At 70.3% G+C, this 24,742-nt stretch carries 22 protein-coding genes; 14 read left to right on the forward strand and 8 right to left on the reverse strand.

The features are described 5' to 3' along the window. Positions 1-20: 20 nt before the first annotated feature. The 4 genes from AS96_RS04205 (at position 21) to lysS (ending at position 4,523) form a co-directional block, all read left to right on the forward strand. Entirely contained in the window at positions 21-590 is a 570-nt protein-coding gene (locus AS96_RS04205; protein ID WP_231477099.1) for a PH domain-containing protein, read from the forward strand. Next, the gene (locus AS96_RS04210) at positions 587-2,194 is read left to right on the forward strand and encodes a PH domain-containing protein (protein WP_036285998.1); all 1,608 of its coding nucleotides are present in this window, start codon (positions 587-589) and stop codon (positions 2,192-2,194) included. Before AS96_RS04205 ends, AS96_RS04210 begins: the two co-directional genes overlap by 4 nt. Then, positions 2,191-2,892 carry a Rossmann-like and DUF2520 domain-containing protein gene (locus tag AS96_RS04215; protein ID WP_036286000.1) on the forward strand — a complete coding sequence of 234 codons (702 nt, stop codon included), beginning with the start codon at positions 2,191-2,193 and terminating at the stop codon, positions 2,890-2,892. The genes AS96_RS04210 and AS96_RS04215 overlap by 4 nt, the downstream gene beginning before the upstream one ends. An 80-nt stretch (positions 2,893-2,972) precedes the next feature. Beyond that, entirely contained in the window at positions 2,973-4,523 is a 1,551-nt protein-coding gene (lysS, locus tag AS96_RS04220; RefSeq protein ID WP_036286002.1) for a lysine--tRNA ligase, read from the forward strand. 52 nt (positions 4,524-4,575) lie between these two features. Here the strand turns inward: lysS and AS96_RS04225 are convergent, their stop codons facing one another. After that, positions 4,576-5,340, reverse strand: a complete 765-nt coding sequence (locus tag AS96_RS04225; RefSeq protein ID WP_036286004.1) for an IclR family transcriptional regulator — start codon at positions 5,338-5,340, stop codon at positions 4,576-4,578. A gap of 184 nt (positions 5,341-5,524) precedes the next feature. Between AS96_RS04225 and dhaK the strand changes: the two genes are divergently transcribed. The 3 genes from dhaK to AS96_RS04240 are packed head-to-tail and all read left to right on the forward strand — an operon-like array spanning position 5,525 to position 7,927. Then, on the forward strand, positions 5,525-6,517 hold the full coding sequence (gene dhaK / locus AS96_RS04230) for a dihydroxyacetone kinase subunit DhaK (protein WP_036286005.1): 993 nt from the start codon (positions 5,525-5,527) through the stop codon (positions 6,515-6,517). A 1-nt stretch (position 6,518) separates the two neighbouring features. Continuing rightward, on the forward strand, positions 6,519-7,181 hold the full coding sequence (dhaL, locus tag AS96_RS04235) for a dihydroxyacetone kinase subunit DhaL (protein ID WP_036286007.1): 663 nt from the start codon (positions 6,519-6,521) through the stop codon (positions 7,179-7,181). Next, positions 7,178-7,927, forward strand: coding sequence for an HPr family phosphocarrier protein (locus AS96_RS04240; RefSeq protein ID WP_036286009.1), 750 nt, complete (start codon positions 7,178-7,180; stop codon positions 7,925-7,927). The genes dhaL and AS96_RS04240 overlap by 4 nt, the downstream gene beginning before the upstream one ends. Before the next feature lie 3 nt (positions 7,928-7,930). Here the strand turns inward: AS96_RS04240 and AS96_RS04245 are convergent, their stop codons facing one another. Then, positions 7,931-9,064 (reverse strand): DUF4192 family protein, encoded by a 1,134-nt coding sequence (locus AS96_RS04245; RefSeq protein WP_036286011.1) that lies wholly within the window; start codon positions 9,062-9,064, stop codon positions 7,931-7,933. 116 nt (positions 9,065-9,180) lie between these two features. On the opposite strand from AS96_RS04245, the gene AS96_RS04250 reads away from it, so the two are divergent. The 3 genes from AS96_RS04250 to AS96_RS04260 all read left to right on the forward strand — a co-directional run bounded on the left by AS96_RS04250 (position 9,181) and on the right by AS96_RS04260 (position 13,678). Further along, the gene (locus tag AS96_RS04250; protein WP_036286013.1) at positions 9,181-9,393 is read left to right on the forward strand and encodes a hypothetical protein; all 213 of its coding nucleotides are present in this window, start codon (positions 9,181-9,183) and stop codon (positions 9,391-9,393) included. 50 nt (positions 9,394-9,443) lie between these two features. Next, positions 9,444-10,904 (forward strand): cardiolipin synthase, encoded by a 1,461-nt coding sequence (cls, locus tag AS96_RS04255; protein WP_036286015.1) that lies wholly within the window; start codon positions 9,444-9,446, stop codon positions 10,902-10,904. Positions 10,905-11,152: 248 nt separating this feature from the next. Beyond that, positions 11,153-13,678: an ATP-dependent Clp protease ATP-binding subunit gene (locus AS96_RS04260; protein ID WP_036286017.1), complete on the forward strand. Its 2,526-nt coding sequence runs from the start codon at positions 11,153-11,155 to the stop codon at positions 13,676-13,678. Positions 13,679-13,836: 158 nt separating this feature from the next. Here AS96_RS04260 and AS96_RS04265 read toward each other — a convergent pair whose 3' ends face one another. The 3 genes from AS96_RS04265 to AS96_RS04275 are packed head-to-tail and all read right to left on the reverse strand — an operon-like array spanning position 13,837 to position 18,031. Continuing rightward, entirely contained in the window at positions 13,837-14,580 is a 744-nt protein-coding gene (locus AS96_RS04265; RefSeq protein ID WP_036286019.1) for a gamma-glutamyl-gamma-aminobutyrate hydrolase family protein, read from the reverse strand. Continuing rightward, complete coding sequence (locus AS96_RS04270; protein WP_036286021.1) at positions 14,577-15,506, reverse strand: transglutaminase family protein; 930 nt, start codon at positions 15,504-15,506, stop codon at positions 14,577-14,579. The genes AS96_RS04265 and AS96_RS04270 overlap by 4 nt, the downstream gene beginning before the upstream one ends. Continuing rightward, positions 15,503-18,031, reverse strand: coding sequence for a circularly permuted type 2 ATP-grasp protein (locus AS96_RS04275; protein ID WP_036286023.1), 2,529 nt, complete (start codon positions 18,029-18,031; stop codon positions 15,503-15,505). The genes AS96_RS04270 and AS96_RS04275 overlap by 4 nt, the downstream gene beginning before the upstream one ends. 47 nt (positions 18,032-18,078) lie before the next feature. Between AS96_RS04275 and AS96_RS04280 the strand changes: the two genes are divergently transcribed. From AS96_RS04280 to AS96_RS04290, 3 genes are all read left to right on the forward strand, one after another. Then, a complete protein-coding gene (locus AS96_RS04280) occupies positions 18,079-18,612 on the forward strand; it encodes an amino-acid N-acetyltransferase (protein WP_005050645.1) in 534 nt (177 codons plus the stop codon). A 51-nt stretch (positions 18,613-18,663) separates the two neighbouring features. After that, a complete protein-coding gene (locus tag AS96_RS04285; protein ID WP_231477101.1) occupies positions 18,664-19,350 on the forward strand; it encodes a hypothetical protein in 687 nt (228 codons plus the stop codon). A 327-nt stretch (positions 19,351-19,677) separates the two neighbouring features. Beyond that, positions 19,678-20,085 carry a hypothetical protein gene (locus tag AS96_RS04290; RefSeq protein ID WP_036286025.1) on the forward strand — a complete coding sequence of 136 codons (408 nt, stop codon included), beginning with the start codon at positions 19,678-19,680 and terminating at the stop codon, positions 20,083-20,085. Between the two features lie 12 nt (positions 20,086-20,097). Here AS96_RS04290 and radA read toward each other — a convergent pair whose 3' ends face one another. After that, positions 20,098-21,453 (reverse strand): DNA repair protein RadA, encoded by a 1,356-nt coding sequence (radA, locus tag AS96_RS04295; RefSeq protein ID WP_036286027.1) that lies wholly within the window; start codon positions 21,451-21,453, stop codon positions 20,098-20,100. 60 nt (positions 21,454-21,513) lie between these two features. Further along, complete coding sequence (locus AS96_RS04300; RefSeq protein WP_036286029.1) at positions 21,514-22,467, reverse strand: L-lactate dehydrogenase; 954 nt, start codon at positions 22,465-22,467, stop codon at positions 21,514-21,516. A 114-nt stretch (positions 22,468-22,581) separates the two neighbouring features. On the opposite strand from AS96_RS04300, the gene AS96_RS04305 reads away from it, so the two are divergent. Next, positions 22,582-23,286 carry a DUF899 domain-containing protein gene (locus AS96_RS04305; RefSeq protein ID WP_036286031.1) on the forward strand — a complete coding sequence of 235 codons (705 nt, stop codon included), beginning with the start codon at positions 22,582-22,584 and terminating at the stop codon, positions 23,284-23,286. Here AS96_RS04305 and AS96_RS04310 read toward each other — a convergent pair. Next, the gene (locus AS96_RS04310) at positions 23,256-24,653 is read right to left on the reverse strand and encodes an MFS transporter (RefSeq protein ID WP_036286033.1); all 1,398 of its coding nucleotides are present in this window, start codon (positions 24,651-24,653) and stop codon (positions 23,256-23,258) included. The genes AS96_RS04305 and AS96_RS04310 overlap by 31 nt on opposite strands. Between the last annotated feature and the right edge of the window lie 89 nt (positions 24,654-24,742).

Raw genomic sequence — 24,742 nt, forward strand, 5'->3', positions numbered from 1 at the left:
TCGTTTCGCTGGCGGACGGCGTGTCGACTCCCGTCGCTCGCTCGACGACCGGGGGTGAAGGCGTGCTCGACGAGGCCACCTACGACCGCATCCTCGAGCCGCGCAGCACGAAGCGGCTGCCGCTGGGCGACGGCACCTGGCATCAGCTCTCGCGCAACTACGTCTGGGTGCGGCTGATCTCGACGATCGCCTTCCTCGTGCTCGTCATCGCCGCGGCGCTCGTCGGTGCGCTCCTGCTGCGGCTCGGCTGGGTGTGGATCCCGGCGGGCGTCGTCACCGTCGTGACGGTCTGGACGCTCGTGATCCTCCCGCGCCAGGCCCGCGCCTACGGCTACCAGCTGCGCGAGGACGACCTCGTGTTCCGCCGCGGCATCCTCTGGCAGCGCATGGTCGCCGTCCCCTACGGGCGCATGCAGCTCGTCGACATCACCCACGGGCCTCTCGACCGCGTCTTCGGCATTGCCCAGCTCAAGCTCGTGACCGCTGCGGCGACCACCGGCGTCGTGATCCCGGGTCTTCAGCAGTCGGCCGCCGAGCTGCTGCGCGACACGCTGATCGCGGTGGCAGAGACACGACGGACCGGCCTGTGACCGATCCCGCCGCCGTCGCCGACGTGCGCTCGCCGCTCAGCGACGGCGAGTGGCATCGACTGCACCCTCTCACCCCCGTGCTGCGCGGCGGGCTGTTCCTCGTGGTCGTGCTCGGCATCGTCATCACGAACCTGCGCGACCGCATCATCGGCTGGCTTTTCCCTGCCGTCGCCGACCTGGAACGCTACGAGGCCGACCCCGTCGACTACGTCGTCAGCAACAACCTCATCCTGCTCGCGCTGCTGGCGGTGCTGGCCGTGCTGCTGCTCCTGTTGGGCGGCTTCTGGCTGTCGTGGCGCTTCCACACGTTCCGCATCACCGGCGACGACGTCGAGGTGCGAAGCGGCATCCTCTTCCGCACCCACCGCCGCGCGCCGCTGGATCGGGTGCAGGGCGTCAACCTGACTCGCCCGATGGTCGCGCGGCTCCTGGGCGCGGCCAAGCTCGAGGTCGTCGGCGCGGGACTCGACAGCAACGTCAAGCTCGAATACCTCTCGACCACCAACGCCGAGGCCGTGCGCGCCGACATCCTTCGCCTCGCCTCCGGCCGCCAGCTCGCGCGAGCCTCGGATGCCGCGGGATCCGTGCCCCGCGGGCGGGCCGCCGTCGCCACCGTCAGCGCGGCGCTCACCGGGCTGATCGATGGCGCCGAACAGCCCGTGGCCGAACCGGCTTCCGTCGTGCACATCCCGCCAGGGAGGCTCATCGGCTCACGGCTGCTGTCGGGGTCGACGCTGTGGCTGCTGGTCGTCGTCGCCGCCCTCATCGTCGGCGCCGTCGTGGGCACGCCCTGGGTGCTGTTCACCCTGGTGCCGGCCGCGCTGGGGTTCGCGGCCTACTGGTTCCGCACCATCACCCGCGCCCTGCGCTACTCGATCGCCCCCACGCCCTCAGGGGTGCGCATCACCTTCGGACTGTTCACGACCATCACCGAGACGTTGCCGCCGGGACGCGTGCACGCTTTCGAGATCCGTCAGCCGCTGCTCTGGCGCGGCTGCGGCTGGTGGTCGATCCGGGTCAACCGGCTCTCGGGGCGCTCGGCCAATGACGCGCAGTCGCAGCAGTTCGCGGACGTGCTGCCCGTCGGCACCCGCGACGACGTCGAGCGGGTGCTCCGCCTGTTCCTTCCCGGGATCTCGGCCGCGCAGTGGCAGGAACTGGTCGTGCACGGCCTGCTCGGCCCGCACGACGAGAGCGACCCGTACGTGACGACCCCGCGGCGCGCGTGGTGGTTGCGGCCGCTGTCGTGGCGTCGCAACGGTGTGCTGCTCACCCCCGACGCGATCCTGCTTCGCCGCGGACTCATCTGGCGCTCGCTCGTGATCCTCCCGCTCGCGCGCCTGCAGTCGGTGGCGCTGTCTCAGGGCCCGATCGGCCGCTCGCAGAAGGCGGCGACCCTCACCGGGCACACCGTCGCCGGGCAGGTGCCGGGCGCGGTCGGGGCACTCGACCGCGACGCCGCCGTCGCGGTGTGGCAGCGGGCCGCGAGAGCGGTGATCGCGGCCGCCGCGAGCGATCGTTCACACCGGTGGGATGCCGCGCCGCCGGCCGACCCGACACCGACGACGATCGCGACCATCGACGAAGAGGAAGGACGCGCATGAGCGGCGCGAGCAGGCTGGGAGTGGGGATCATCGGCGCCGGACGCGTCGGGCCCGTCATCGGGGCGGCCCTGGCCGGCGCCGGACACGCCCTCGTCGGCATCACGGCCGGCTCCGACCGCGACCGCGTCGAAGCGATTCTGCCCGGGGTTCCCGTGCTCGACGCCGACGAGATCGTGCGCCGCAGCGAGCTCGTGGTGATCGCCGTTCCGCACGACGAACTGCCGAGCCTGGTCGCCGGTCTGGCCGAACTCGATCGCTGGCAGATCGGGCAACTCGTCTTGCACACCGATCCCGCGTGGGGGACCGATGTGCTCGCTCCTGCGGCACGCCGCGGGGCGATTCCGCTCGCGGTGCACCCGGCGGTCACCTTCACCGGCAGCTCGATGGATCTGCGCCAGCTGCAGGACGCGTTCGCGGCGGTGACGGCGCCGGCCGCGGTGCTGCCGATCGCGCAGGCGCTCGCCGTCGAGCTGGGCTGCGAGCCCGTCGTCGTCGCCGAAGCCGACCGCGCCGCGTACGGCGAGGCCATCGCGACGGCGACGGCGTTCTCGGCATCCGTCGTGCGGCAATCGACGTCGCTGCTGCGCTCGGCGGGCATCGAGGAGCCCGGACGCTACCTGTCGACGCTCGTGCACTCGGCCGTCGACCGGGCGCTGCAGGACGGGTCGCCGCTGATCGACGACGTCCTCGGCGGCTGACCGCGCGGGTCGCGGTGCGCCGGAAGGCGCGCGGGCGCGCCTCGATAGACTGGAACGTCGATTCCGAGGAGCCCCGCACCATGACTCAGACGCCGAACGCCGCGTCCACGCCCGTCCCGGCCGCCCCTGATGCCGAGGGAGCGGACCTCGCCGATGTGCACGAGCAGAAGGCCGTGCGTCTCGCCAAGCGCGAGCGGCTGCTCGCCGAGCGGACGGATGCCGCGGGCGGCGCCTACCCGGTCGCCGTGCCGGTCACTGACACCATCGCCGCTCTGCGTGCGCGATACACCGACCTCGAAGCGGGCGCCGAGACCGGTGCGACCGCGTCGGTCGCCGGACGCGTCGTGTTCAGCCGCAACACCGGCAAGCTCTGCTTCGCCTCGCTGCAGGCCGGCGACGGCAGCCGTATCCAGGCGATGGTCTCGCTCGCCGAGGTGGGCGAAGACTCGCTGCAGGCGTGGAAGGACCTCGTCGACCTCGGCGACCACGTCTCGGTGACGGGCCAGGTCATCTCCAGCCGCCGCGGCGAGCTGTCGATCATGGTCACCGACTGGGTGATCGCGGCCAAGGCGCTGCTGCCGCTGCCCAACCTCTACAGCGAGCTGAGCGAGGAGAGCCGGGTGCGCTCGCGCTTCCTCGATCTCATCGCGCGCGACCAGGCGCGGGAGACGGTCATCGCACGCGCGAAGGTGAACGCGTCGCTGCGTCAGACCTTCACCGACCACGGCTTCCTCGAGGTCGAGACCCCCATGCTCCAGGTGCAGCACGGCGGCGCGGCGGCGCGACCCTTCGTGACGCACTCCAACGCGTTCGACGCCGAGCTGTACCTGCGCATCGCGCCGGAGCTGTTCCTCAAGCGCGCTGTCGTGGGCGGCATCGACCGCGTCTTCGAGATCAACCGCAACTTCCGCAACGAGGGCGCCGACTCCACCCACAGCCCCGAGTTCGCGATGCTCGAGGCCTACCAGTCGTACACCGACTACAACGGCATCGCCGATCTCACCCAGGAGCTCATCCAGAACGCGGCGATCGCCGTGGCCGGCTCGACGACGGTCACGTGGGCCGACGGCACGGCGTTCGATCTCGGCGGACAGTGGGATCGCATTTCGATGTACGCGTCCCTCTCGGATGCCGCGGGCACGACGATCACCCCGGAGACCCCGCTCGACGAGCTGAAGGCGCTCGCCGCGTCGGTGGGCGTGGAGGTTCCCGAGAAGGTCGCGACGCACGGCAAGTACGTCGAAGAGCTCTGGGAGCACTTCGTGAAGGGGGGGCTGGAGCGGCCGACCTTCGTCATGGACTTCCCGCTCGACACCTCGCCCCTCGTCCGGGAGCACCGCACCGTCGCGGGTGTGGTGGAGAAGTGGGACCTGTACGTGCGCGGCTTCGAGCTGGCCACGGGGTACTCCGAGCTCGTCGACCCCGTCATCCAGCGGGAGCGCTTCGTCGAGCAGGCGAAGCTCGCGGCCCGTGGTGACGATGAGGCGATGCGCGTCGACGAGGAGTTCCTGCGCGCGCTCGAGCACGGCATGCCCCCGACCGGCGGCATGGGAATGGGCATCGACCGACTGCTCATGGCGATCACCGGACTCGGCATCCGCGAGACGATCCTCTTCCCGCTGGTGAAGTAACCGGTCGGGGCGTTTCTACTCGCTGCGCTCGCTCAACGACCGGTGGTGCTGATCAGACCGCCGAGCGCGCTCGCGGTGGCCAGCCCGGGGCGCCGAGGTCGCGGGAGATCGCCTGCGCCGCGTCGCGCAGCTCCTTGAGCACGGCGGCATCGAGTGCGGATGCCGGGGCGGGGAACACGACCCCGAGAGCTGCGACCACCGTCCCGTCCTCACCCGTGACCGGAACGGCGACGGAGGCGTCGCCGATGACGGCCTCTTCGTCCTCGGTCGCCAGCGCGCGGTCTCGGACGACGATCAGCTGCTCCTGCAGCGCGGCCGCGTCGGTGACCGTGTCGCCGGTCAGGTCGGCCAGGGGGTGAGCGAGCACCTCCGTGCGGAAGTCGTCGTCGTAGGCGAGCAGCACCTTTCCGAGGGCGGAGGCGTGGGCCGGGAGGGTGATCCCCGTCTCGGGCATCTGCTCGGTGCCGTCGGGTCGGCGATCGTGGTGGATGACGAGGACGTCCGTGTTGTGCGCGACACCCAGCCGACAGGCGAGTCCGGTGCGATGCGACAGGTCGTGCATGCGCCGCAGCGACCGTGCCCGCACGTCGAGGGTGTCGAGGTACACGCTCGAGAGGGTGAGCAGCGCCGGGCCGAGGGCGTAGCGGCTGCCGCGCGCCTCCTGAATCACCAGACCGTGTTCCTGCAGCGACTTCACGAGGCCGTGCACCGTCGACGGCGGCAGGTCGAGGGCGACGGCGAGCTCGCTGATGCCGAGGCGCCGCGCACCCTGCAGCAGGGAGAGGATGCGCGCGGCGCGGTCGATGGACTGGATCATCCCGAGACCTTTCGCGCGCGGACGGTTGACGTCACACTACCTCTTGACACCGGCGCAAATGGGGCAGATATTCGACATAGACGAATCGCAGTCGATGATGTCGAAAAGCCACCCCCGCGACGAGGCCGTCGAACAACGCCGGCGAGAAACACCTGCGACAACTCAGTGAAGAGGAGACCCGCGCATGAAGAAGCTCATCAACTCGGCTGAATCGGTGCTCGCCGATGCCCTGCGCGGCGTCGCGGCGGCCCACCCCGAGCTCACCGTCGACCACGAGAATCGCGTGGTCATCAGCAACGCTGCCCGTGAGGGTCGTGTCGCGTTGATCTCCGGCGGCGGTTCGGGACACGAGCCCCTGCACAGCGGCTTCGTCGGCGCGGGCATGCTCGATGCCGCGTGCGCGGGCGAGGTGTTCACCTCGCCGACGCCCGATCAGATGCTGGCTGCGGCCCAGGCCGTCGATTCGGGTGCGGGCGTGCTCTTCATCGTCAAGAACTACACGGGCGACGTGCTCAACTTCGAGATGGCGGCCGAACTGGCCGCCGACGAGGGCATCGCCTCGGAGTCGGTGATCGTCGCCGACGACGTCGCGGTGAAGGACTCGACGTGGACGGCCGGGCGTCGCGGTGTCGGCACGACCCTGCTCGTCGAGAAGATCGCGGGTGCAGCGGCGGCGGAGGGCAAGAGCCTCGCCGAGGTCAAGGCGGTCGCCGAGCACGTCGCCTCTCACGGGCGCTCGATGGGTGTGGCACTCACCAGCTGCACCGTTCCCGCCGTGGGCCACCCCAGCTTCGATCTGCCGGACGACGAGATGGAGATGGGAGTCGGCATCCACGGCGAGCCGGGCCGCACGCGCGTGCCGCTCGCTCCCGCGCACGACATCGCCGCCGAGCTCGTCGAGGCGATCACCGCCGATCTGGACTTCACCGGCGCTCCGGTGATCGCACTGCTGACCGGACTCGGCGGCACCCCGCTGATCGAGCTGTACGTGATGTACGCCGACATCGCCGACGCGCTCGCCGCGAAGGGGGTCACGGTCGCCCGCAGCCTCGTCGGCGACTACGTCACGAGCCTCGACATGGCGGGCTGCTCGCTCACTCTTCTGCGCGCCGACGACGAGGTGCTGCGCCTGTGGGATGCTCCCGTCGAGACGAGCGCTCTGCGGTGGGGACGCTGAGATGACGGATGCCGCGACGACCGACACCGTGACGCTCGAGGTTCTCGATCGGTGGGTGCGTCTCAGCGACGCCCGCCTGACGACGGAGGCCGACCGCCTCACCGCGCTCGATTCTGCGATCGGCGACGCCGACCACGGCACGAACATGCTCCGCGGCTTCACGGCGATCGTGGCGAAGCTCGATGCCACCCCGCCGCAGACGGTGCCGGAGTTCTTCAAGGCCGTCGGCATGACTCTCGTCAGCAAAGTCGGTGGGGCGAGCGGATCGCTCTACGGCACCCTGTTCCTCGACATGGGCAAGAACGCGCCCGCCGGAGCATCGATGTCGGCCGCGGAGTGGGCGCACGCGCTGTCGGCCGGCGTCGCCGCGGTCGTCGCCCGAGGACATGCCCAGTCGGGTGACAAAACCATGATCGACGCGTTCGGCCCGGCGCTGGAGGCTCTCGACACGGCACTGTCGAGCGGGAGAACGCTCGCCGACGCGGCAGCGGCAGCGGCTGACGCCGCCGAGCAGGGCAGCGCAGACACCGAGCCGCTCGTGGCGCGGAAGGGTCGCGCCTCCTATCTGGGTGAGCGCAGCGTCGGTCACGTGGACCCGGGGTCGGCGTCGACAGCGTTGCTGCTGCGAGCCTTCGCGGATGCCGCTGCCGAGGAAGCCGCGTGATCGGGTTCGTCGTCGTCTCACACAGTGAGGCTCTGGCCGAGGCTGCCGTCGACCTGGCGATGCAGATGATCCATGGCGAGGCGCCGCCCGTGCGGATCGCCTCGGGGGCAGACGGTGGCTTCGGCACGGATGCGGCGGCCATCGCGGACGCCATCGACGCGCTCGCCGACACCGACGGCGTGCTGATCATCACCGACCTCGGCTCCGCGGTGCTCAGCTCGGAGCTCGCCCTCGACCTGCGGACGAGCGCCGTCCCCGTGCGGATCAGCGACGGCCCGTTCGTGGAGGGCATCACCGCCGGACTCGTGCGTGCGGCGACGGGCGGCGGTCTCGACGAGGTCGCGACGGAGGTCTCGTCCGCGCTGGCGGCCAAGCAGGCGCACGCCCCCGCGGCATCCATGGACGCTCCGACGCCCGGGGCGGCCTCCACGGCCGCCGCTGACGCCGCGGCGGGGGACGCGTCCGCCGAGGCGGTGCTGCGCAATCCGATGGGCTTGCACTCGCGGCCGGCGGCCCTCGTCGTCAAGGCCGTCGGCGCCTTCGATGCGGACGTCTCGATCGCGAACCTGACGACTGGTGCCGGCCCGGCATCCGCCCGCAGCATGATCGGGCTGCTCGCGCTGGGAGCCGGGGGCGGCGCCACCGTGCGCATCAGCGCGAGCGGACCGGATGCCGCTGCCGCCGTCGAAACGGTTCGTCGGCTCGTCGACGACGGTTTCGGTGAGCTCGACCAGGCGCCGGCCTGATCTCTACCGCGCACGGAACGCCCAGTCGGGCAGGTGTCCGGCGGCGACGAACGACCCGACGATCTCGGCCAGGCCGTGCCGGGGGTCGGCGTGGAGTGCCTGGCGGACGTAGGCGTCGGCGTGGGTGGAGCGTCCACGCGCCCAGGCAATCCAACCGCACACCGCCAGAGCGCCCGCCCGGCGCTTCTTCGGCATGAGGGCGGCGACGTTGCGCGCCAGGCGCAGCGCCGCGTCGAGACGCTCGGCATCGGGTCGCGGGCCGTCGCCCCACATCACCTCGGCGAGATCGCTCGGATACAGCTCGCCGTCCTCCCAGCGCCGCTGGGCCTCCATGGCCGCATCTCCGCCGTCGACGTCACTGGCCCACTGCACGAGCGCGACGTCGCGCAGCCCTGCGCGGGCGAGGCACCAGCCGATCGACGCGGCATCCATGGGAGCCAGATCATCCGGGTTCCACGACAGTGCGCGCTCGAACAGCGCCGGGAGGTCGTCGAGCGCGCACGCGGCCTCCAGCGCCGCCGGGTCGATGCGATCGGGCGTGGCCCCACTCACCCGCGGGATGCCGCAGATGGTCTCGAGTGCCGCGTCCAGCGACCGCAGCGCCTGTCCGACGGCGCGCCGACGCGCAGCGCCGGGTATCGGCAACTGTGCGCCGGCCGCCTGGTCCACCGCGGGTGGGCCGTCCACGGCTTCGGGCGGCAGATCGTCGCGCGGGGCGATGCGCGCGCGGTCGTGGCCGCCGGGCGGCAGCCGATTCGACAGCGCCGATCCCCAGCCGTTCGCGGCGACGACGAAGACCTCCGCGACCGGCAGCCCGCACTCGTCGGCGCGCGTCCGGAGGGCGGCGATGACCGCGGGGTGGGGGAGACCTGGCGACGGATCGTCGCTGATCTCGGCATCCGTGTAGACGACCAGTACCACCGCCTCGACGTCGACGATTCGACAGGCCATGCCGATGATGCTGGCGGCGGCGCCGGCCGCCGCGGTCTCGGACGGAAGGTCGACCCGCATCACGCCGAGCGTGCGTCCCTGCGACAAGGGCACGACCACGACGCTGTCGCGCGGCGTGCAGCCGAGCAGGTGCGGAAGAACGGAGAGGAACTGTGCCGCATCGGCGGCGCGGACGATCGTGGACATGCCGAGAGTCTGCGCGTGCGGGCGCGGGAGCTGCGCGGCGGCGGCGCCGTCGTGGACAACCCGCGACCCACTCGCTTCTGGGGAGGAGCCCGCACGCAGCGGCGTAGCATGGAGCCATGGACTCGTACTGGACCGCCGTCGCCTGGTCGCTCCTGCCGACCGTCGTCGTGCTGGGACTGTTCGTGTTCGTGCTGCGCGCCATCATCCGGATGGATCGCTCGGAGCGTCGGGTCTACGCGCGCATCGAGAACGAAGAACGCGCCAAGCGTGGCTTGCCGCCCGTCGGCGCTGCCGACACGGCGGGCCCCGACGCGCCTCGCGCCACCTGAGTCGCCCGTTCTCGATACGCTGAGCGGAGTCCGACAGCGGGGAGAGCGACGTGGATCAGACCGGATGGGCGCTCGCCTGGGTGATCCTGGTCTTCGTCACCGACGTCACCGTGCGCATCCTGGCGATCATCATCGTGCCTCGCAACCGCCGCCCGACGGCCGCGATGGCCTGGCTGCTGGCGATCTACTTCATCCCGATCATCGGTGTGCTGCTGTTCCTGCTGATCGGCAATCCTCGGCTGCCTCGCAAGCGCCGCAAGAAGCAGCAGCAGATCAACGACTACATCCGCACGACGAGTCACGGGCTCGACCTGGGCACCCTGCGCCCCGATCCACCGCAGTGGTTCGCACAGCTCGTCCGCCTCAACCGCAACCTCGGGGCGATGCCGCTGTCGGGCGAGAACGCCGCGACCATCATCTCCGGCTATCAAGACAGCATCGACGAGATGGCGGCGGCGATCCGTCAGGCGACCACGTACGTGCACGCCGAGTTCTACATCCTGCAGTGCGACGACACCACGGCCGGATTCTTCGATGCCCTCGAGGATGCCGTGAAGCGCGGCGTCGTCGTGCGGGTGCTGCTGGATCACTGGGCCAACCGTGGCAAGCCGTTCTACGCGCAGACGTGCCGGCGACTCGATGCGATGGGAGCGACGTGGCAGCTGATGCTGCCGGTGCAGCCGCTGCGCGGGAAGTACCAGCGTCCCGATCTGCGCAACCACCGCAAGCTGCTCGTCGTCGACGGCCACACCGCGTTCATGGGTTCGCAGAACGTGACCGACTCCACGTACAACCTGCGCAAGAACATCAAGCGGGGACTTCATTGGGTGGACATGATGGCGCGTCTGGAGGGGCCGGTCGTGGCATCGGTCAACGCCGTCTTCCTCAGCGACTGGTACAGCGAGACCGACGAGATCGTCGAGGGCATCGAGCTGTTCCAGGTGCACACCGGCAGCGGTGACCTCGACTGCCAGGTGATCCCCTCCGGCCCCGGGTTCGAGTTCCAGAACAACCTGAAGCTGTTCATGACGCTGCTGTTCTCCGCGCGCGAGAAGATCATCATCGTCTCGCCGTACTTCGTCCCCGACGAGGGGCTGCTGCTCGCCATCCAGACCGCCTGCCAGCGCGGCGTGCACGTCGAGCTGTTCGTGTCCGAAGAGGGCGATCAGGCGATGGTGTACCACGCGCAGCGCAGCTACTACGAGGCGCTGCTGCGCGGCGGGGTGAAGATCTGGATGTACAAGAAGCCGTTCATCCTGCACTCCAAGTCGATGTCGATCGACGACGAGGTCGCGGTGGTCGGCTCGAGCAACATGGACATGCGCAGTTTCGGTCTGAACCTCGAGATCTCCCTCCTCGTGCGGGGCGAGGACTTCGTCTCGCAGCTGCGCGCCGTCGAAGACGAATATCGGGCGCTGAGCCGCGAGCTGACGCTCGAAGAGTGGCAGCAGCAACCGCTGCGCTCCACGGTGCTCGACAACCTGGCCCGCCTCACCTCTGCGCTGCAGTAGCCCGCGGCCCGGCGCGTGCTTCGGTTGGCGCTCGCGCCGGAAACCGGCGGGCGAGTCCCGGCGTACGCGCCAACTGAACCCGCGGTGCGCCGCTGAGCGGGCGCGCACGAGCAGGGTGGCAGGTCGGCCCCGCGTCGAGCGGATGCCGGGGCGGTGCGCCGACGGCGAACACGGGCATACCGGCATTCGCTGATCGTTACCCTCGACGTAAGCGCACCAGAAGACGTGCGCCGGAGGAGTGTCGACGAATGTTCGAGAGATTCACGGACCGTGCCCGTCGTGTGGTCGTTCTCGCCCAAGAAGAGGCGAAGATGCTCAACCACAACTACATCGGCACCGAGCACATCCTGCTCGGTCTCATCCATGAGGGCGAGGGCGTCGCCGCCAAGGCGCTCGAGAGCCTGGGGATCTCGCTGGACGCCGTCCGCGAGCAGGTCCAGGACATCATCGGCCAGGGTCAGCAGCAGCCGACCGGCCACATCCCCTTCACGCCCCGTGCGAAGAAGGTGCTGGAGCTGAGCCTGCGCGAGGCGCTGCAGCTCGGCCACAACTACATCGGCACCGAGCACATCCTGCTCGGTCTCATCCGCGAGGGCGAGGGCGTCGCCGCACAGGTGCTGGTCAAGCTCGGCGCCGACCTCAACAAGGTGCGCCAGCAGGTCATCCAGCTGCTCAGCGGCTACCAGGGCAAGGAGCCCGCGGGTGTCGCCGCCGGCGCGGGCGAGCAGAACCAGCAGGCCGCCCAGGGCGGCTCGGCAGTGCTCGACCAGTTCGGCCGCAACCTCACGCAGGCCGCGCGCGACAACAAGCTCGACCCCGTCATCGGGCGCGAGAAGGAGATCGAGCGCGTCATGCAGATCCTGTCGCGCCGCTCGAAGAACAACCCGGTCCTCATCGGCGAGCCCGGCGTCGGCAAGACCGCCGTCGTCGAGGGTCTCGCCCAGGCGATCGTGAAGAACGACGTCCCCGAGACACTGAAGGACAAGCAGGTCTACTCGCTCGACCTCGGCTCGCTCATCGCCGGCTCCCGCTACCGCGGTGACTTCGAGGAGCGCCTGAAGAAGGTCACCAAGGAGATCCGCACGCGCGGCGACATCATCGTCTTCATCGACGAGATCCACACCCTGGTGGGTGCGGGCGCCGCCGAGGGCGCGATCGACGCGGCCTCGATCCTGAAGCCCCTCCTCGCGCGCGGCGAGCTGCAGACGATCGGCGCCACGACCCTCGACGAGTACCGCAAGCACTTCGAGAAGGATGCCGCGCTCGAGCGCCGCTTCCAGCCGATCCAGGTCGCCGAGCCGAGCCTGCCCCACGCGATCAACATCCTCAAGGGGCTGCGCGACCGCTACGAGGCGCACCACAAGGTGCAGATCACCGACGGCGCCATCGTCGCGGCGGCGAACCTCGCCGACCGCTACATCAGCGACCGTTTCCTGCCCGACAAGGCGATCGACCTGATCGACGAGGCCGGCGCGCGCCTGCGTCTGTCGATCCTTTCGAGCCCGCCCGAGCTGCGCGAGTTCGACGAGAAGATCGCCAAGGTCCGTGAGGACAAGGAGGCCGCCAGCGAGGAGCAGGACTTCGAGAAGGCCGCCGCTCTCCGCGACGAGGAGAAGTCGCTGCTCGCCGAGCGCCTGCGCCTCGAGAAGCAGTGGCGCAGCGGTGACGTCGCCAGCCACGCGGTGGTCAACGAGGGTCTGATCGCCGAGGTGCTCGCACAGGCCACCGGCATCCCGGTCTTCAAGCTCACGGAGGAGGAGACCAGCCGTCTCGTCTTCATGGAGAAGGCGCTGCACCAGCGTGTCATCGGCCAGGAGGAGGCGATCGCCGCGCTCAGCCGCACGATCCGCCGTCAGCGCGCCGGGCTGAAGGACCCGAAGCGCCCCAGCGGCTCGTTCATCTTCGCCGGTCCCACGGGCGTCGGAAAGACCGAGCTGGCCAAGGCGCTCGCCGAGTTCCTGTTCGATGACGAGGGTGCGCTGATCTCGCTCGACATGAGCGAGTTCGGCGAGAAGCACACCGTCTCGCGGCTGTTCGGTGCCCCTCCGGGGTTCGTCGGCTTCGAAGAGGGCGGCCAGCTCACCGAGAAGGTGCGGCGCAAGCCCTTCTCTGTGGTGCTCTTCGACGAGATCGAGAAGGCTCACCCGGACATCTTCAACTCGCTGCTGCAGATCCTCGAAGAGGGTCGCCTGACCGACGGTCAGGGCCGTGTCGTCGACTTCAAGAACACGGTCATCATCATGACCACCAACCTCGGATCGTCGGCCATCGCCGGCGGCCCGGTCGGGTTCCAGGTCGAAGGCAACTCGCAGACGACCTACGAGCGGATGAAGGGCAAGGTCGACGAGGAGCTGAAGCGTCACTTCAAGCCGGAGTTCCTCAACCGCGTCGATGACGTCATCGTCTTCCCGCAGCTCAACAAGCAGGAGCTCCGCCAGATCGTCGGTCTGTTCACCAAGCGGTTGAGCGAGCGTCTGCTCGACCGTGACATGACGGTCGAGCTCACCGACGCCGCCAAGGACCGCCTCATCGAGATCGGGTTCGACCCGACCCTCGGTGCCCGCCCCCTGCGCCGCGCCATGCAGCGCGAGGTCGAGGATCAGCTGTCCGAGCGGATCCTGCACGGCGAGCTCAACCCCGGTGACCACGTGAAGGTGGATGCCGAGAACGGGACCTTCCTGTTCGAGCACGGTCCGCGCGGCGAGAAGGTCGCGGTCGGTGTCGGTGCGGCCGGCGCGATCGAGGCCACCCCGGACATCGTCGCCGGGAGCTGACCCGGTCGAAGAACCACACGAAGGGGCGGATGCTGCGGCATCCGCCCCTTCGGCGTCCGCGCAGCGGCGCGGCGCGTTTCGACTCGGCGCTGCGCGCCTCGCTCAACGACCGGGGTGCGCTGCTCCGGTCGTTGACCGTGCGGTGCGTGTCGGAACGCTTACCGCGTGGCGTGGAAGCGGCGGGCTTCGGCGACGAGCGCCGCGAACAGGCGTCGGTCGGCGGCATCCTCTTCGGGGTGCCACTGCACCGCGAGGAACCACGGGCCGTCGGTGGTTTCGATCGCCTGCGGGAGGCCGTCGTCGCTGCGGGCGCTGACGACGAGACCATCCCCCACCCGGTCGATGCCCTGGTGGTGGTAGCTGCGCACCGACAGGTCGCCGGCGCCGACGATGGCCGCCAGCCGTGTGCCGTCCTCGGCGCTCGCGGTGTTCGTCGCGAACACGCCCCCACCGAGCTGGTAGCGGCCGGTGCCGAGCGCATCCGGCAGGTGCTGATGCAGGGTGCCGCCGGCGGCGACGTTCGCCAGCTGCAGTCCGCGGCAGATGCCGAGCACGGGGATGCCGCGACGACGTGCGCCGGCCAGCAACGCCAACTCCCAGGCATCGCGGTCGGTGCGGGGCTCGTCGGTCTCCGGATGGGGTTCGGCGCCGTAGAGGGCGGGATCGACGTCGAGGCCCCCGGTGAGCACCAGTGCGTCGAGGCCGTCGAGCACGGCGTCCGCGGCGGCATCCGGATCAGGCTGCGGGGGCAGCAGCACGCCCGCGCCGCCGACCGCCGTGATCGCGTCGAGGTACACCTGGGGCAGGAAGGCCGCCCGCACATCCCAGACGCCCTGCTGGGCGCGCTCGAGGTAGGTCGTGAGGCCGATGACGGGTCGTATGTCTCTGGCGGGGGCGCTCATGCGGTTCCTGTCGCCGCGGGAGGAAGTGACGCAGCGGTCGCCGCCGCATCGAGCGGAGCCACGTCGACCGAGACGCGCAGCGTCGAGTTCTTCGCCTTGGTGAAGATGATGCCGCGCACCGGCGCGACGTCCCCATAGTCGCGACCCCACGCCACCGTCACGTAGCGGTCGTTCGCCCACTGGTCGTTCGTCGGGTCGATCGCCAGCCACTGGTCGCTGCCGGGCAGCCACACGGCGAGCCACGCATGCGACGCGTCGGCGCCGAACACCCGCTCCTTGCCGGGCGGCGGCTGCGTCGCCAGGTAGCCCGAGACGTAGCGGGCGGCGACCCCGTGCGAGCGCAGGCACGCGAGCGCCACGTGCGCGAAGTCCTGACAGACCCCCGCCCGCGCGCGCATCGCATCGCCCACCGTGCTGGTGACGGTGGTCGCCGTCTTGTCGTAGTCGAAGTCGCGGTAAATCCGCTGCATGAGATCCGTCGCGGCCTCACCGATGGGTCGACCGGGCGTGAGCGACACGGCACCGTACGCCGCGGCCTCCGGCTCGTGGCGCACCCGCGGCGACTCCAGGGCGTACTCGACGGCCCGCCACGCCTCGGGCAGATGCGTGTTGAGCATCGGGCGAGCCTGCTCCCACGGGCGCGCGAGCGCATCGGCGTCGTACGCGGGCGCCTCGACGGCGACCACGCTCGACGCGGTGATCGTCAGCGCCTCGTGCGGGTCGGTGAGGTGGAAGTAGGTGGCCGCGTTGCCGAACGCGTCGGTGTCGGGCGCGATGTCGCCCGGCGCCGGGTCGACCTGGACGCTCGCTTCGGTGACCTCCTGCCACGGTAGGCCGCGGGGCACGAGATGGAACTGGCCGACGCTGTCCTGCACGGGCTTGCCGTAGGTGTAGGCGGTGCGGTGCCAGACACGGTAACGCCTCACGCGCGCGCCTCCATCAACTCGACGAGGGACAGCTCGGTCATCGCGACGGCCGACGGCCCGCTCTCGAAGTGGAGATGGGTGACGGCATCCGAGAGCTGTTCGAGCTGCGCCGTCACGCCGGCCAAGAACTCGACGAGTGCATCGCGTCGACCGTTCTCGACGGCATCCAGCGCGGCGACATCGATGGCCGCGAGCTCCGTCTCGAGGTGATCGAGCAGTCGCTCCGCACGGGTCGACCCCGTGGATGCCGGCATGGCGGCCAGATGCTCGCGCAGACGTGCGAGAGCGAACGCAAGCGAGCGGGGGTTGCTGTGATCGAGCAACAGGAGATCGAGCACGTCGGCGGCCCGCATCGATCCGCGGTAGCGCCGGCGGTGCGTCACGACGCTCTCGGCGGCCAGGAGCACCGCCTCCAAGACGCTCCGCTCGGCGCGGGGCGCATGGCGCTCGGCGAGACCCGTCGCCAGCAGTTCGGACAGCTGAAGCCCGCGCTCGAGGAAGCGGCCCGCTTCGATCATGTGCCAGCCGGTGTCGCGGATCATGTTCGCCGTGATGCCATACAGCGACAGCATGGCCGACAGCATCCGGCCCCCCGACTCTGCCGTGCGGTGCGGGTGCGCGGAGCCGCGCAGCGCGCGGGTGGCGCGATCGATCGTCGCGAAAACCCGCCAGGTGTCACCGGAGAGCTGGTCGCGGACGCCTTCCATCGCCTCGCGCAGGCGCGCGATCGCGTGCGCGGCAGAGCCGGGGCGGCGCACGTCCAGCAGCAGCGATCGGAACTCCGCCTCGGGGTCGAGCGAACGCATGCCCGCCAGGCGCCCGAGCACGTCCAACAGCACACGGGGGCTCTCGGCCAGTCGGCCCGCCACATAGGCGCGGGGCTGGTCGAGCTCGGTCTGCGCCGTCAACAGCAGCCGGAGCAGATCTTCCGCGCGCTCCGCGTAGCGGCCGGTCCAGAACATGTCGGCGTGCGCGCGGGGAGCCAGCGGCGGGATGCTGCGGGCCGTGGGCGCGGGTGCGATCTCGGTCAGGTTCTGGTCGGGGTCGTCCTCCGACGCCTTCAGCACCCACACGTCCTTCGTCCGCGGCAGAGCGTCGGGGCTCTCGCGCACGGTCGCCAGACCCCCGACGAGCGGGCGGTACGCCGAGCCGTACCGCAACGCGAACGCGCGGAGCGTCAGGGGCAGTGCGTCGATGCGCGCGCCGAGATCGTCGGCGCTCGACCAGACCGGCGTCTGCGAGAGCGGCAGCAGATCCTGCCCGACGAAACGGTGCGGCGCCGACGCGATCCGCGCGATCAGCTCGTCGGCGGAGATCTCGCTGAACGCCTTGCGCGGTTCGTCGATCGTGCGCACGATGAGACCGCGATCGCCTGTGCGCAGGCGCGACAGGACGCTGTCCCGCGCCTCCGGCTCGCCGCACCACACGGTCGGCACCGAGGGGATGCGCAGCTGCTCGCCGAGCAGGTACTCGCACGCCGCCGGAAGGTAGGGGAGCAACCCCGGATTCTCCAGCACGCCGGCACCGAGGCCGTTCACCAGGCGTACATGACCGCGGCGCACGGCTTCGCTGAGTCCGGCCACGCCCAGCCGCGAGTCGCCGCGCAGCTCCAGGGGGTCGCACCACGCGGCATCCACTCTCCGGATGATGACGTCGATGCGGTCGGTGGGGCGGGTGCGGGGCCAGCCGGCGGGTTTCATCCAGACGAACCCGTCGCGGACGACGAGGTCGCTGCCCTGCACGAGGGGGAAACCGAGCGCGCTCGCCAGGAACGCCTGGTCGAACGCCGTCTCGCTCAGCGTGCCGGGAGTGAGGATCACGACTCGCGGGTCGTCGATCTCTGCGGCCACCGACGACAGCAGCGCCGCCCGCAGTGCTGAGAAATACGGGTCGATGCGGTGGAGGTTCTCCTCCTGGAACAGGTCGGGCAGCACCTGCGAGATCACCCGGCGATTCTCCGCGGCGAAGCCCAGACCCGACGGTGCCTGCACGCGATCGGCGAGGACGTGCCATTCGCCCTCGGCGTCGCGCCCGAGATCGGTCGCCGCCAGCAGCAGCGGATGAGGGTCGACGGCGCTCGCGCGGGCCAACGGGCGAGTGAAACCGGAGTGGCCGAAGACGACGGCCGACGGCACAATCCCTTCGCGCATCAGATTCTGCGGTCCGTACAGGTCGACGAGCAGCGCGTTCAGCAACTCGGCCCGCTGCGCGAGCCCGACCTCCAACGGCGACCAGCCGGCCGCGTCGAACACGAACGGCACCGGGTCGAGCTGCCATGGCTGCGGTCCGGAGTCGCCGCGCAGGTACGAGACGCCGTCGTCCGCGAGAAAACGCGCGATCTCGCCGTCGACGCGCTGCAGATCCTCGCCCGTGAGGCTCAAGGCGTGCGCCGCCAGCGCCTTCCATCCGGGGCGCAGCGAGCCGTCGGCATCCACGAACTCGTCGTAGCGAACCGCCTCGGCCGACGGCGACAAGGGCAGCGTCGGCTGCGACACCGTCGCGGCATAGTCGCGCAACACACTCACGGCGAAGTCCTTCCCGGCTCCAGCGTAGGGGGCAATACAGTGGGTCGGTGACCCTTGCCGACCCCACCGAAGGCACCAGCCCGGCCCGCCCCGTCGTCCGGCCCGCGCGGACCTCGGATGTCCGCGGCATCCTCGCCCTTCTCGAGCCGTGGGTGCAGCGGCGGATCCTGCTCGGCAAGGAGATCGTCACCCTGTACGAATCGGTGCAGGAGTTCGTCGTCGCCGAGCAGGACGGCGAGCTCATCGGCTGCGGCGCCCTGCACGTGATGTGGGAGGACCTGGGCGAGATCCGCACGCTCATCGTCGCGGAGGACTGGCTGCATCACGGTGTCGGCGGGGCGATCGTGACGCAGCTGGAGGACCGCGCGATCGACCTCGGTCTGTCGCGGCTGTTCTGTCTCACCTTCGAGGTCGACTTCTTCCGTCGTCGCGGTTTCGCGCCCATCGGCGAACAGGTCGTCGACCCCGACGTGTACTCGCAGCTGCTGCGCAGCCCCGACGAGGGTGTCGCGGAGTTCCTCGACCTCGCGCACGTCAAACCGAACACGCTCGGCAATACGCGCATGCTGAAGAACCTCTGAGCCCCGCGCGCCCCGGCAGGAGACCGGGATACCGCGGCCTAGCCTGGAGGAGTGAGCACCCCGACGCGCCGTTCGCGACGCCCCAGCCCCGCCGTCTACCGGTGGCGCCGGCTCGTCGCCGTGCTGATCGTCCTCGTCATCATCGCGGCGATCGTCCTCGCGATCTGGCAGCCGTGGCGCGCGTCTCAGCCCGCCGTGCCTGCATCGAGCCCGTCGGCTACGACACCCCTCGCCTCGGCATCCGCTCCGACCGCATCCGCCGCCCCCGCCGATGCCTCAGCGCCGCCGGCAGCGCCCGAGCCCACCCCTGACACCTCGGGGACGACGACGCCCACGGTCGCGGCCTGCTCGACGGCAGCCATCTCGGTGCAGGCGGTCACGGATCAGGACGTGTACAGCGCGGGCGAACTGCCCAAGCTGTCGATCACGCTCTCGAACACGTCGGGCGCGGCGTGCCTGATCAACGTGGGGACCGCGACGCAGTCATTCGTGATCACCAGCGGCACCGACACGTGGTGGCGTTCGACCGATTGCCAGTCGGAGTCCAGCGATCAGGTCGTTCAACTGGCAGCGGGTCAGACCGTCTCCAGCGTGACGCCGCTGCAGTGGGACCGTACGCGATCATCGGTCGACACGTGCGGGTCGTCGCGGCCGCAGGCCTCCCCGGGCTACTACCACCTCTCGGTGTCGATCGGCGGCATCCAGGCGGCGGATACCAAGGTGTTCGAACTGCGCTGAGCCCGCGATCATCGCCATTCGGGATATCTAGGCAGTGATATATCTCTAACTCTGAGAGATTTCTCACCTGAGAACCAGCCGCCGCCTCACGGGCGCGGTTAGCCTTGTTCGTAGCTCTCGTGGCGAGCCACCGTCGCCCCCAACGGCGGTCGTCGTGTCACCCCCAAGACCGGCATTCGGCAGATCGCCCGATGAGCCCAGGCCCTCTCGATTCTCCCAGCCCCCAATGTGGGGATCGAGAGGGCCCCCCTTTTCTGCGCGGGTCCGTCACGCCGGGTGCGGTCAGCGCGTCGACGCGGTGCGGGAGGCGCCTCGTATGCTGGAGGGATGGCCGGAAAGAAGCGCGCGAAGCCCCCGCTCGAGTTCCGCAACACGCAACTTGCCGACGCCCTGCAGACGCAGGACATGGCAGCCCTGGCCTTCGCCCTGCGTCACGGCCCGACGGTGGTACCGCTCATGCGCCCCGGTCAGCGCGACGACCCTCGTGACACCGGCGAGGTCTGGACGTACCGCGACTCGAACACCGGCGATGTCGCGCTGCTGCTGTTCAGCGATGCGGCGAACAAGCCCGCAGCTCTTCCCCCCGCGGTGGCGCTGCACTCGCCTGCGTGGCTACGCAGCTTCCTCACCGCTCACGAACCCGAGATCACCACCGTCTTCTTCGACATCGCCGGACCGCACGCGATGCAGGCCTCGCCGGCGGATCTGCTGGCCGCCCTCGTTCTCGAGGCCTGACGGGCGGCGTGCTCAGAAGTCGGGGCGGTCGCTCGGCTCGTTCGGATGGTGTCGTGCGAGGTCGCGCAGGGCGCCGCGCAGGTCGCGGGATGCCGTGTCGATGACGGACCGATAGCCGACCCGGTTTGCCTCGTTGCGGCGCTGCTCGTGAGCAGTGACGGCTCGCACTTCGCCGGCCAGGCTCAGCTCACCGATGGCGACCAAACCCTTCGGAGTGGCCCGCCCCGTGACCGCGCTCGCGACGGCGAGGGCGATGGCGAGGTCGGCGGCCGGCTCGATGAGACGCACGCCGCCCACGGTGGAGACGTAGACGTCCTGGTCGGATACCCGGATTCCGGCGCGCTTCTCGAGCACCGCAAGCACCATCGCCACGCGTGCGCCGTCGACGCCGCTGACGATGCGCCGTGGGTTCGGGCCCGAACCGGGCAGCGTGAGCGCCTGCACCTCGACCGGAAGTGCGCGTCGTCCCTCCATCGCGATGGTCACGCAGGTGCCCGGTTCGCGTGATCCGTGGCCGAGGAAGAGGGCGCTGGGGTCGGGCACCTCGGCGATGCCGCGACTCGTCTGCTCGAAGCAGCCGACCTCATCGGTGGCACCGAACCGGTTCTTGAGGGCGCGGACGAAGCGCAGCGCGGTCTGCCGGTCACCCTCGAAGTGGCAGACGACGTCGACCAGGTGCTCCAGCACCCGCGGCCCCGCGACCTGCCCGTCCTTCGTGACATGGCCGACGATGATGACCGGAAGATCACGCTCCTTCGCCACGCGGATGAGCGTCGACGCGACCTCGCGCACCTGGCTGGGATGCCCCGGCGCTCCGTCGACGAGGCTGGAGCCGACCGTCTGGACGGAGTCGACGATCAGCAGCTCGGGACGAGTGTCGTCGACATGGCCCAGGATCGTGGCGAGGTCGGTTTCGCTCGCGAGGTAGAGCTCGTCGTGGAGGGCGCTGGTGCGCTCGGCGCGCAGGCGCACCTGTCCGAGCGACTCCTCGGCGCTCACGTACAGCACGCGCCGACCGGCGCGGGCGGTCTGTGCGGCGACCTCGAGCAGCAATGTCGACTTCCCGACGCCGGGCTCGCCGGACAGCAGGATGGCCGCACCGGGCACGAGGCCCCCGCCCAGCACGCGGTCGAACTCGCCGACGCCGGTGGTCCGCCTCGGCGTCTCACGCGTGTCGATCGAGGTGATGGGGCGCGCCGCACGCGTCGGCGCGAGCGGCGTCACCGCATGCATCGGTGTCGACGACACGGCCTCGACCACCGTTCCCCACTGCTGGCACTCCCCGCATCGCCCGACCCACTTCGCGCTCGTCCAGCCGCACTCGGTGCAGCGGTACGCGCTCGTGGTCGCGGTGCGCTTTGATGCCATGCGTTCAGGCTAGTCGCGGCATCCGACAGTAGCGCCGGCCACCCCGTGGCCGGCGAGAGATCAGCGCAGCGAGTCGGCGACCTCGCGGAGGGCATCGGCCGAGCGACGGAACAGGCCGAGCTCGTGGCCGGAGAACGACGTCTCGCGGATCGGCACGGCGCCGGCGGCCGAGACGACCGCCGGGACGGACAGGGCGACACCGCTCACGCCGTGGAAGTCGTCGAGCACGGCCGAGACCGGCATGACGGCGTGTTCATCGTCGAGGATCGCCTCGACGATGCGGGCGCTGGACAGGCCGATCGCGTAGTTGGTCGCACCCTTGCCCTGGATGACCTTGTAGGCGGCGTCGCGCACGTCGACGGCGATCTGGTCGAGCTCCTCGACCGTGAACGGCGGCTGACCGTCGAGGGGCTGCCACTCCAGGATCGGGACGGTGCCGATGGTCGCGTGCGACCACAGCGGGAACTCGGTGTCGCCGTGCTCGCCCACGATGTAGGCGTGCACGCTGGAGATGGAGACGCCCGCGCGCTGCGCGATCTTCCAGCGCAGGCGCGAGGTGTCCAGCACGGTGCCGGACGCGAAGATCCGCTCGTAGGGCAGGCCGGTGGCCTCTTGCGCGAGCACCGTCAGCACATCGCACGGGTTCGTGACGATGACGAACGTGGCATCGGGGGCGACGTCGAGCAGCTGCGGCATCATCGACTTGAGGATGTTGGCGTTGACGCCGGCCAGCTCGATACGGGTCTGCCCCGGTCGCTGCTTGGCGCCCGCCGTGATCACCACGACGTGCGAGCCCTTCGCGACCGAGATGTCGGCACCGCCGATGATGTCGCTCGACCCGGTGAACTGGGCGCCGTGTGCCAGATCGAGAACCTCGGCCTCGGTCTTCTCCGCGGCGATGTCGTAAAGGGCGACGTGGCGGGCCGAGCCGCGGATGAGGGCCGCGTAGGCCACGGAGGATCCGACCGCTCCCGCGCCGACGACGGTCAGTTTCGAGTTCTCGATCACGCTCATGGCCCCAGTCTGACAGGCCGGGGGATGCCGCGGCCACCGCCGGCCGCAGCCGTGCGAAACGGCGGCGTGCAGGGGGGTCTTGCGGACGGCGTCCGAGGGGCGAAAGATGCCGGCATGACGGACGATGCCCCTGCCCTGCCTCCGGTGGTCGACCTCGACACCTGGCGGCGCGAGTTGGCCGCTCTGCGCGTGCGCGAGAAGGCGGCCACGCGCGAGCTCGACGCGATCGCGGCCCAGCGGCGGCGCCTGCCGATGGTCGAGCTGCCCGCCTACGTTCTCGAGGGTCCCGACGGTCCCGTGCGGCTCGTCGACCTCTTCGGCGACAGGCGGCAGTTGATCGTCTACAGCCACATGTGGACGGACGGGAAGCGGTGGCAGTGTCCGGGCTGTACGAGTTGGACGGCCCAGTTCACGCGGCTGGAGTTCCTCGACGACTACGACGCGCGGTTCGTCATCGTGACGCAGGGACCCATCGGTGAGGCGCTCGCCTACAAGGAGCGGGTCGGCAATCGCATGGACTGGTATTCGACGGCGCACAGTCCGTTCGGGGCCGACATGGGGGCGCCGCCGGACGCGGGGTTCGCGGTCAACGTGTTCCTGCGCGACGGCGAGAAGGTGTACCGCACGTGGCACACCGACGGGCGCGGCACCGAGCAACTCGGACACCTCCACGGCCTCGTCGATGTGCTGCCTTACGGGCGCCAGGAGGCGTGGGAGGATTCGCCGCCAGGGTGGCCGCAGCATCCGACGTACGAGGGCGGCATCGGGTCGCCCGGCATTGCAGCGCTCTACGGGCCGGGAGGATCCGCGGCCGGCTGAGTCCGCCCGGCGGAGGTCGGGTTGCGGATGCCGCCGAGCGCGACGAGGCCGCCGACGACGAGGAGCGCGGCCGTCGTGATCGCCGCGCGGTGGAAGCCGGCGAGATCGAGGGTTCCGCCCGTGATGACCGCCAGCGCGGCGATCGGGAGGAGCCCCGCGACGCGGGCGACGGCGTTGTTGACGGCCGAGGCGATGCCGGAGCGGTGCGGGTCGGTCGCGCCGAGGATCGTGGACGTCAGCGGCGACACCGTGAGCGCGAGTCCCAGACCGAACACGATCATCCCCGGCAGCACCTGCCACCAGTAGTCGAAGTCATCGGCGACGAGAAGCAGGAGCAGGGCGCCGCCGGCCATGATCAGCGGGCCTGCGGTCATGAACAGCCGGGGTCCCCACCGTCCGACCAGAGCGCCGATGCGTGCGCTCAGGGCGATCATGAGCAGTGTCGTCGGCAGGCTCGCGAGTCCGGCGAGGGTGGCGCTGAGGCCCGCGCCCTGTTGCAGATAGATCGCGAGCACGAAGCCGTTGAGCGACAGGGCGGCATAGATGAAGAGAGTCGAGAGGTTGCCGGCGGAGAAGTTGCGGCTGCGGAAGAGATCGAGCGGCAGGATCGGGTCGGCGACCTGGCGTTGTCGCCAGACGAATCCGGCGAGCAGCACGAGGCCGGCGAGCCCCGGCATCCAGATCGCCGGGGACCCCCAGCCGAGGTTCGGCTGCTCGATGAGGGCGAAGACGGCCGCGCCGAGGCCGAGGGTGCACATGATCGCCCCGAGCACATCGACGTGGGCGCCGGCGCGGCGCTCGTCGCGGTGGTTGAGTCGGGTGAGCAGCCACAGGGCGACGACGATGGGAAGGAGGTTGATCCCGAACGCCCATCGCCACGAGGAGTTGTCGACGATCAGTCCGCCCACCAGGGGGCCCACGATCATGGCCGCGGTGGTGGATGCCGTCCAGATGCCGATCGCGCGGGAGCGCAGCGGTTCGTGCATCGTGGCGGTGATGAGGGCGAGCGAGCTCGGGACGAGGAATGCCCCCGCCGCGCCCTGCACCGCGCGCGCCGCGACGAGCAGCTCGGGGGAGGGGGACAGGGCGACGGCGACCGAGGCGATGCCGAAGCCGATGAGGCCGATGCGCAGCACGAGGATGCGGCCGAAAGCATCGCTCACGGCGCCCGCGACGAGGATGAGCGCGCCGAGGGTGACCAGATACGCGTCGACCGTCCACTGCTGCGTGGACAGGCCGCCGCCCAGGTCGCGGGCGATGGCCGGCAGCGCGACGTTGACGATCGTGCCGTCGAGAAAAGCGACGAAGGATCCCAGGATGGCGATCACGAGGACGAGACGCTGCTTCGGCGTCATCTTCGGCGCCATCACCCGTGCTTTCCCATGCCCCTCACGCTAGGTGTACTTCCCCGGGAGGTTGTGAACGGGTGAGGTAGGCGAAGACCTCCGGGCAGGAT

The sequence above is a fragment of the Microbacterium sp. MRS-1 genome (genome assembly GCF_000585455.1).
GTDB lineage: Bacteria > Actinomycetota > Actinomycetes > Actinomycetales > Microbacteriaceae > Microbacterium > Microbacterium laevaniformans.

Excerpts from the sequence above, each read along its gene's own strand:
- AS96_RS04305 (WP_036286031.1), top strand. The coding sequence starts at position 22,582 with ATGACGGACGATGCCCCTGCCCTGCCTCCGGTGGTCGACCTCGACACC.
- AS96_RS04245 (WP_036286011.1), bottom strand. The coding sequence starts at position 9,064 with ATGTCCACGATCGTCCGCGCCGCCGATGCGGCACAGTTCCTCTCCGTT.
- AS96_RS04300 (WP_036286029.1), bottom strand. The coding sequence starts at position 22,467 with ATGAGCGTGATCGAGAACTCGAAACTGACCGTCGTCGGCGCGGGAGCG.
- AS96_RS04215 (WP_036286000.1), top strand. The coding sequence starts at position 2,191 with ATGAGCGGCGCGAGCAGGCTGGGAGTGGGGATCATCGGCGCCGGACGC.
- AS96_RS04250 (WP_036286013.1), top strand. The coding sequence starts at position 9,181 with ATGGACTCGTACTGGACCGCCGTCGCCTGGTCGCTCCTGCCGACCGTC.
- lysS (WP_036286002.1), top strand. The coding sequence starts at position 2,973 with ATGACTCAGACGCCGAACGCCGCGTCCACGCCCGTCCCGGCCGCCCCT.
- AS96_RS04225 (WP_036286004.1), bottom strand. The coding sequence starts at position 5,340 with ATGATCCAGTCCATCGACCGCGCCGCGCGCATCCTCTCCCTGCTGCAG.
- radA (WP_036286027.1), bottom strand. The coding sequence starts at position 21,453 with ATGGCATCAAAGCGCACCGCGACCACGAGCGCGTACCGCTGCACCGAG.
- AS96_RS04265 (WP_036286019.1), bottom strand. The coding sequence starts at position 14,580 with ATGAGCGCCCCCGCCAGAGACATACGACCCGTCATCGGCCTCACGACC.
- AS96_RS04260 (WP_036286017.1), top strand. The coding sequence starts at position 11,153 with ATGTTCGAGAGATTCACGGACCGTGCCCGTCGTGTGGTCGTTCTCGCC.
- dhaK (WP_036286005.1), top strand. The coding sequence starts at position 5,525 with ATGAAGAAGCTCATCAACTCGGCTGAATCGGTGCTCGCCGATGCCCTG.
- AS96_RS04310 (WP_036286033.1), bottom strand. The coding sequence starts at position 24,653 with ATGGCGCCGAAGATGACGCCGAAGCAGCGTCTCGTCCTCGTGATCGCC.
- AS96_RS04290 (WP_036286025.1), top strand. The coding sequence starts at position 19,678 with ATGGCCGGAAAGAAGCGCGCGAAGCCCCCGCTCGAGTTCCGCAACACG.
- dhaL (WP_036286007.1), top strand. The coding sequence starts at position 6,519 with ATGACGGATGCCGCGACGACCGACACCGTGACGCTCGAGGTTCTCGAT.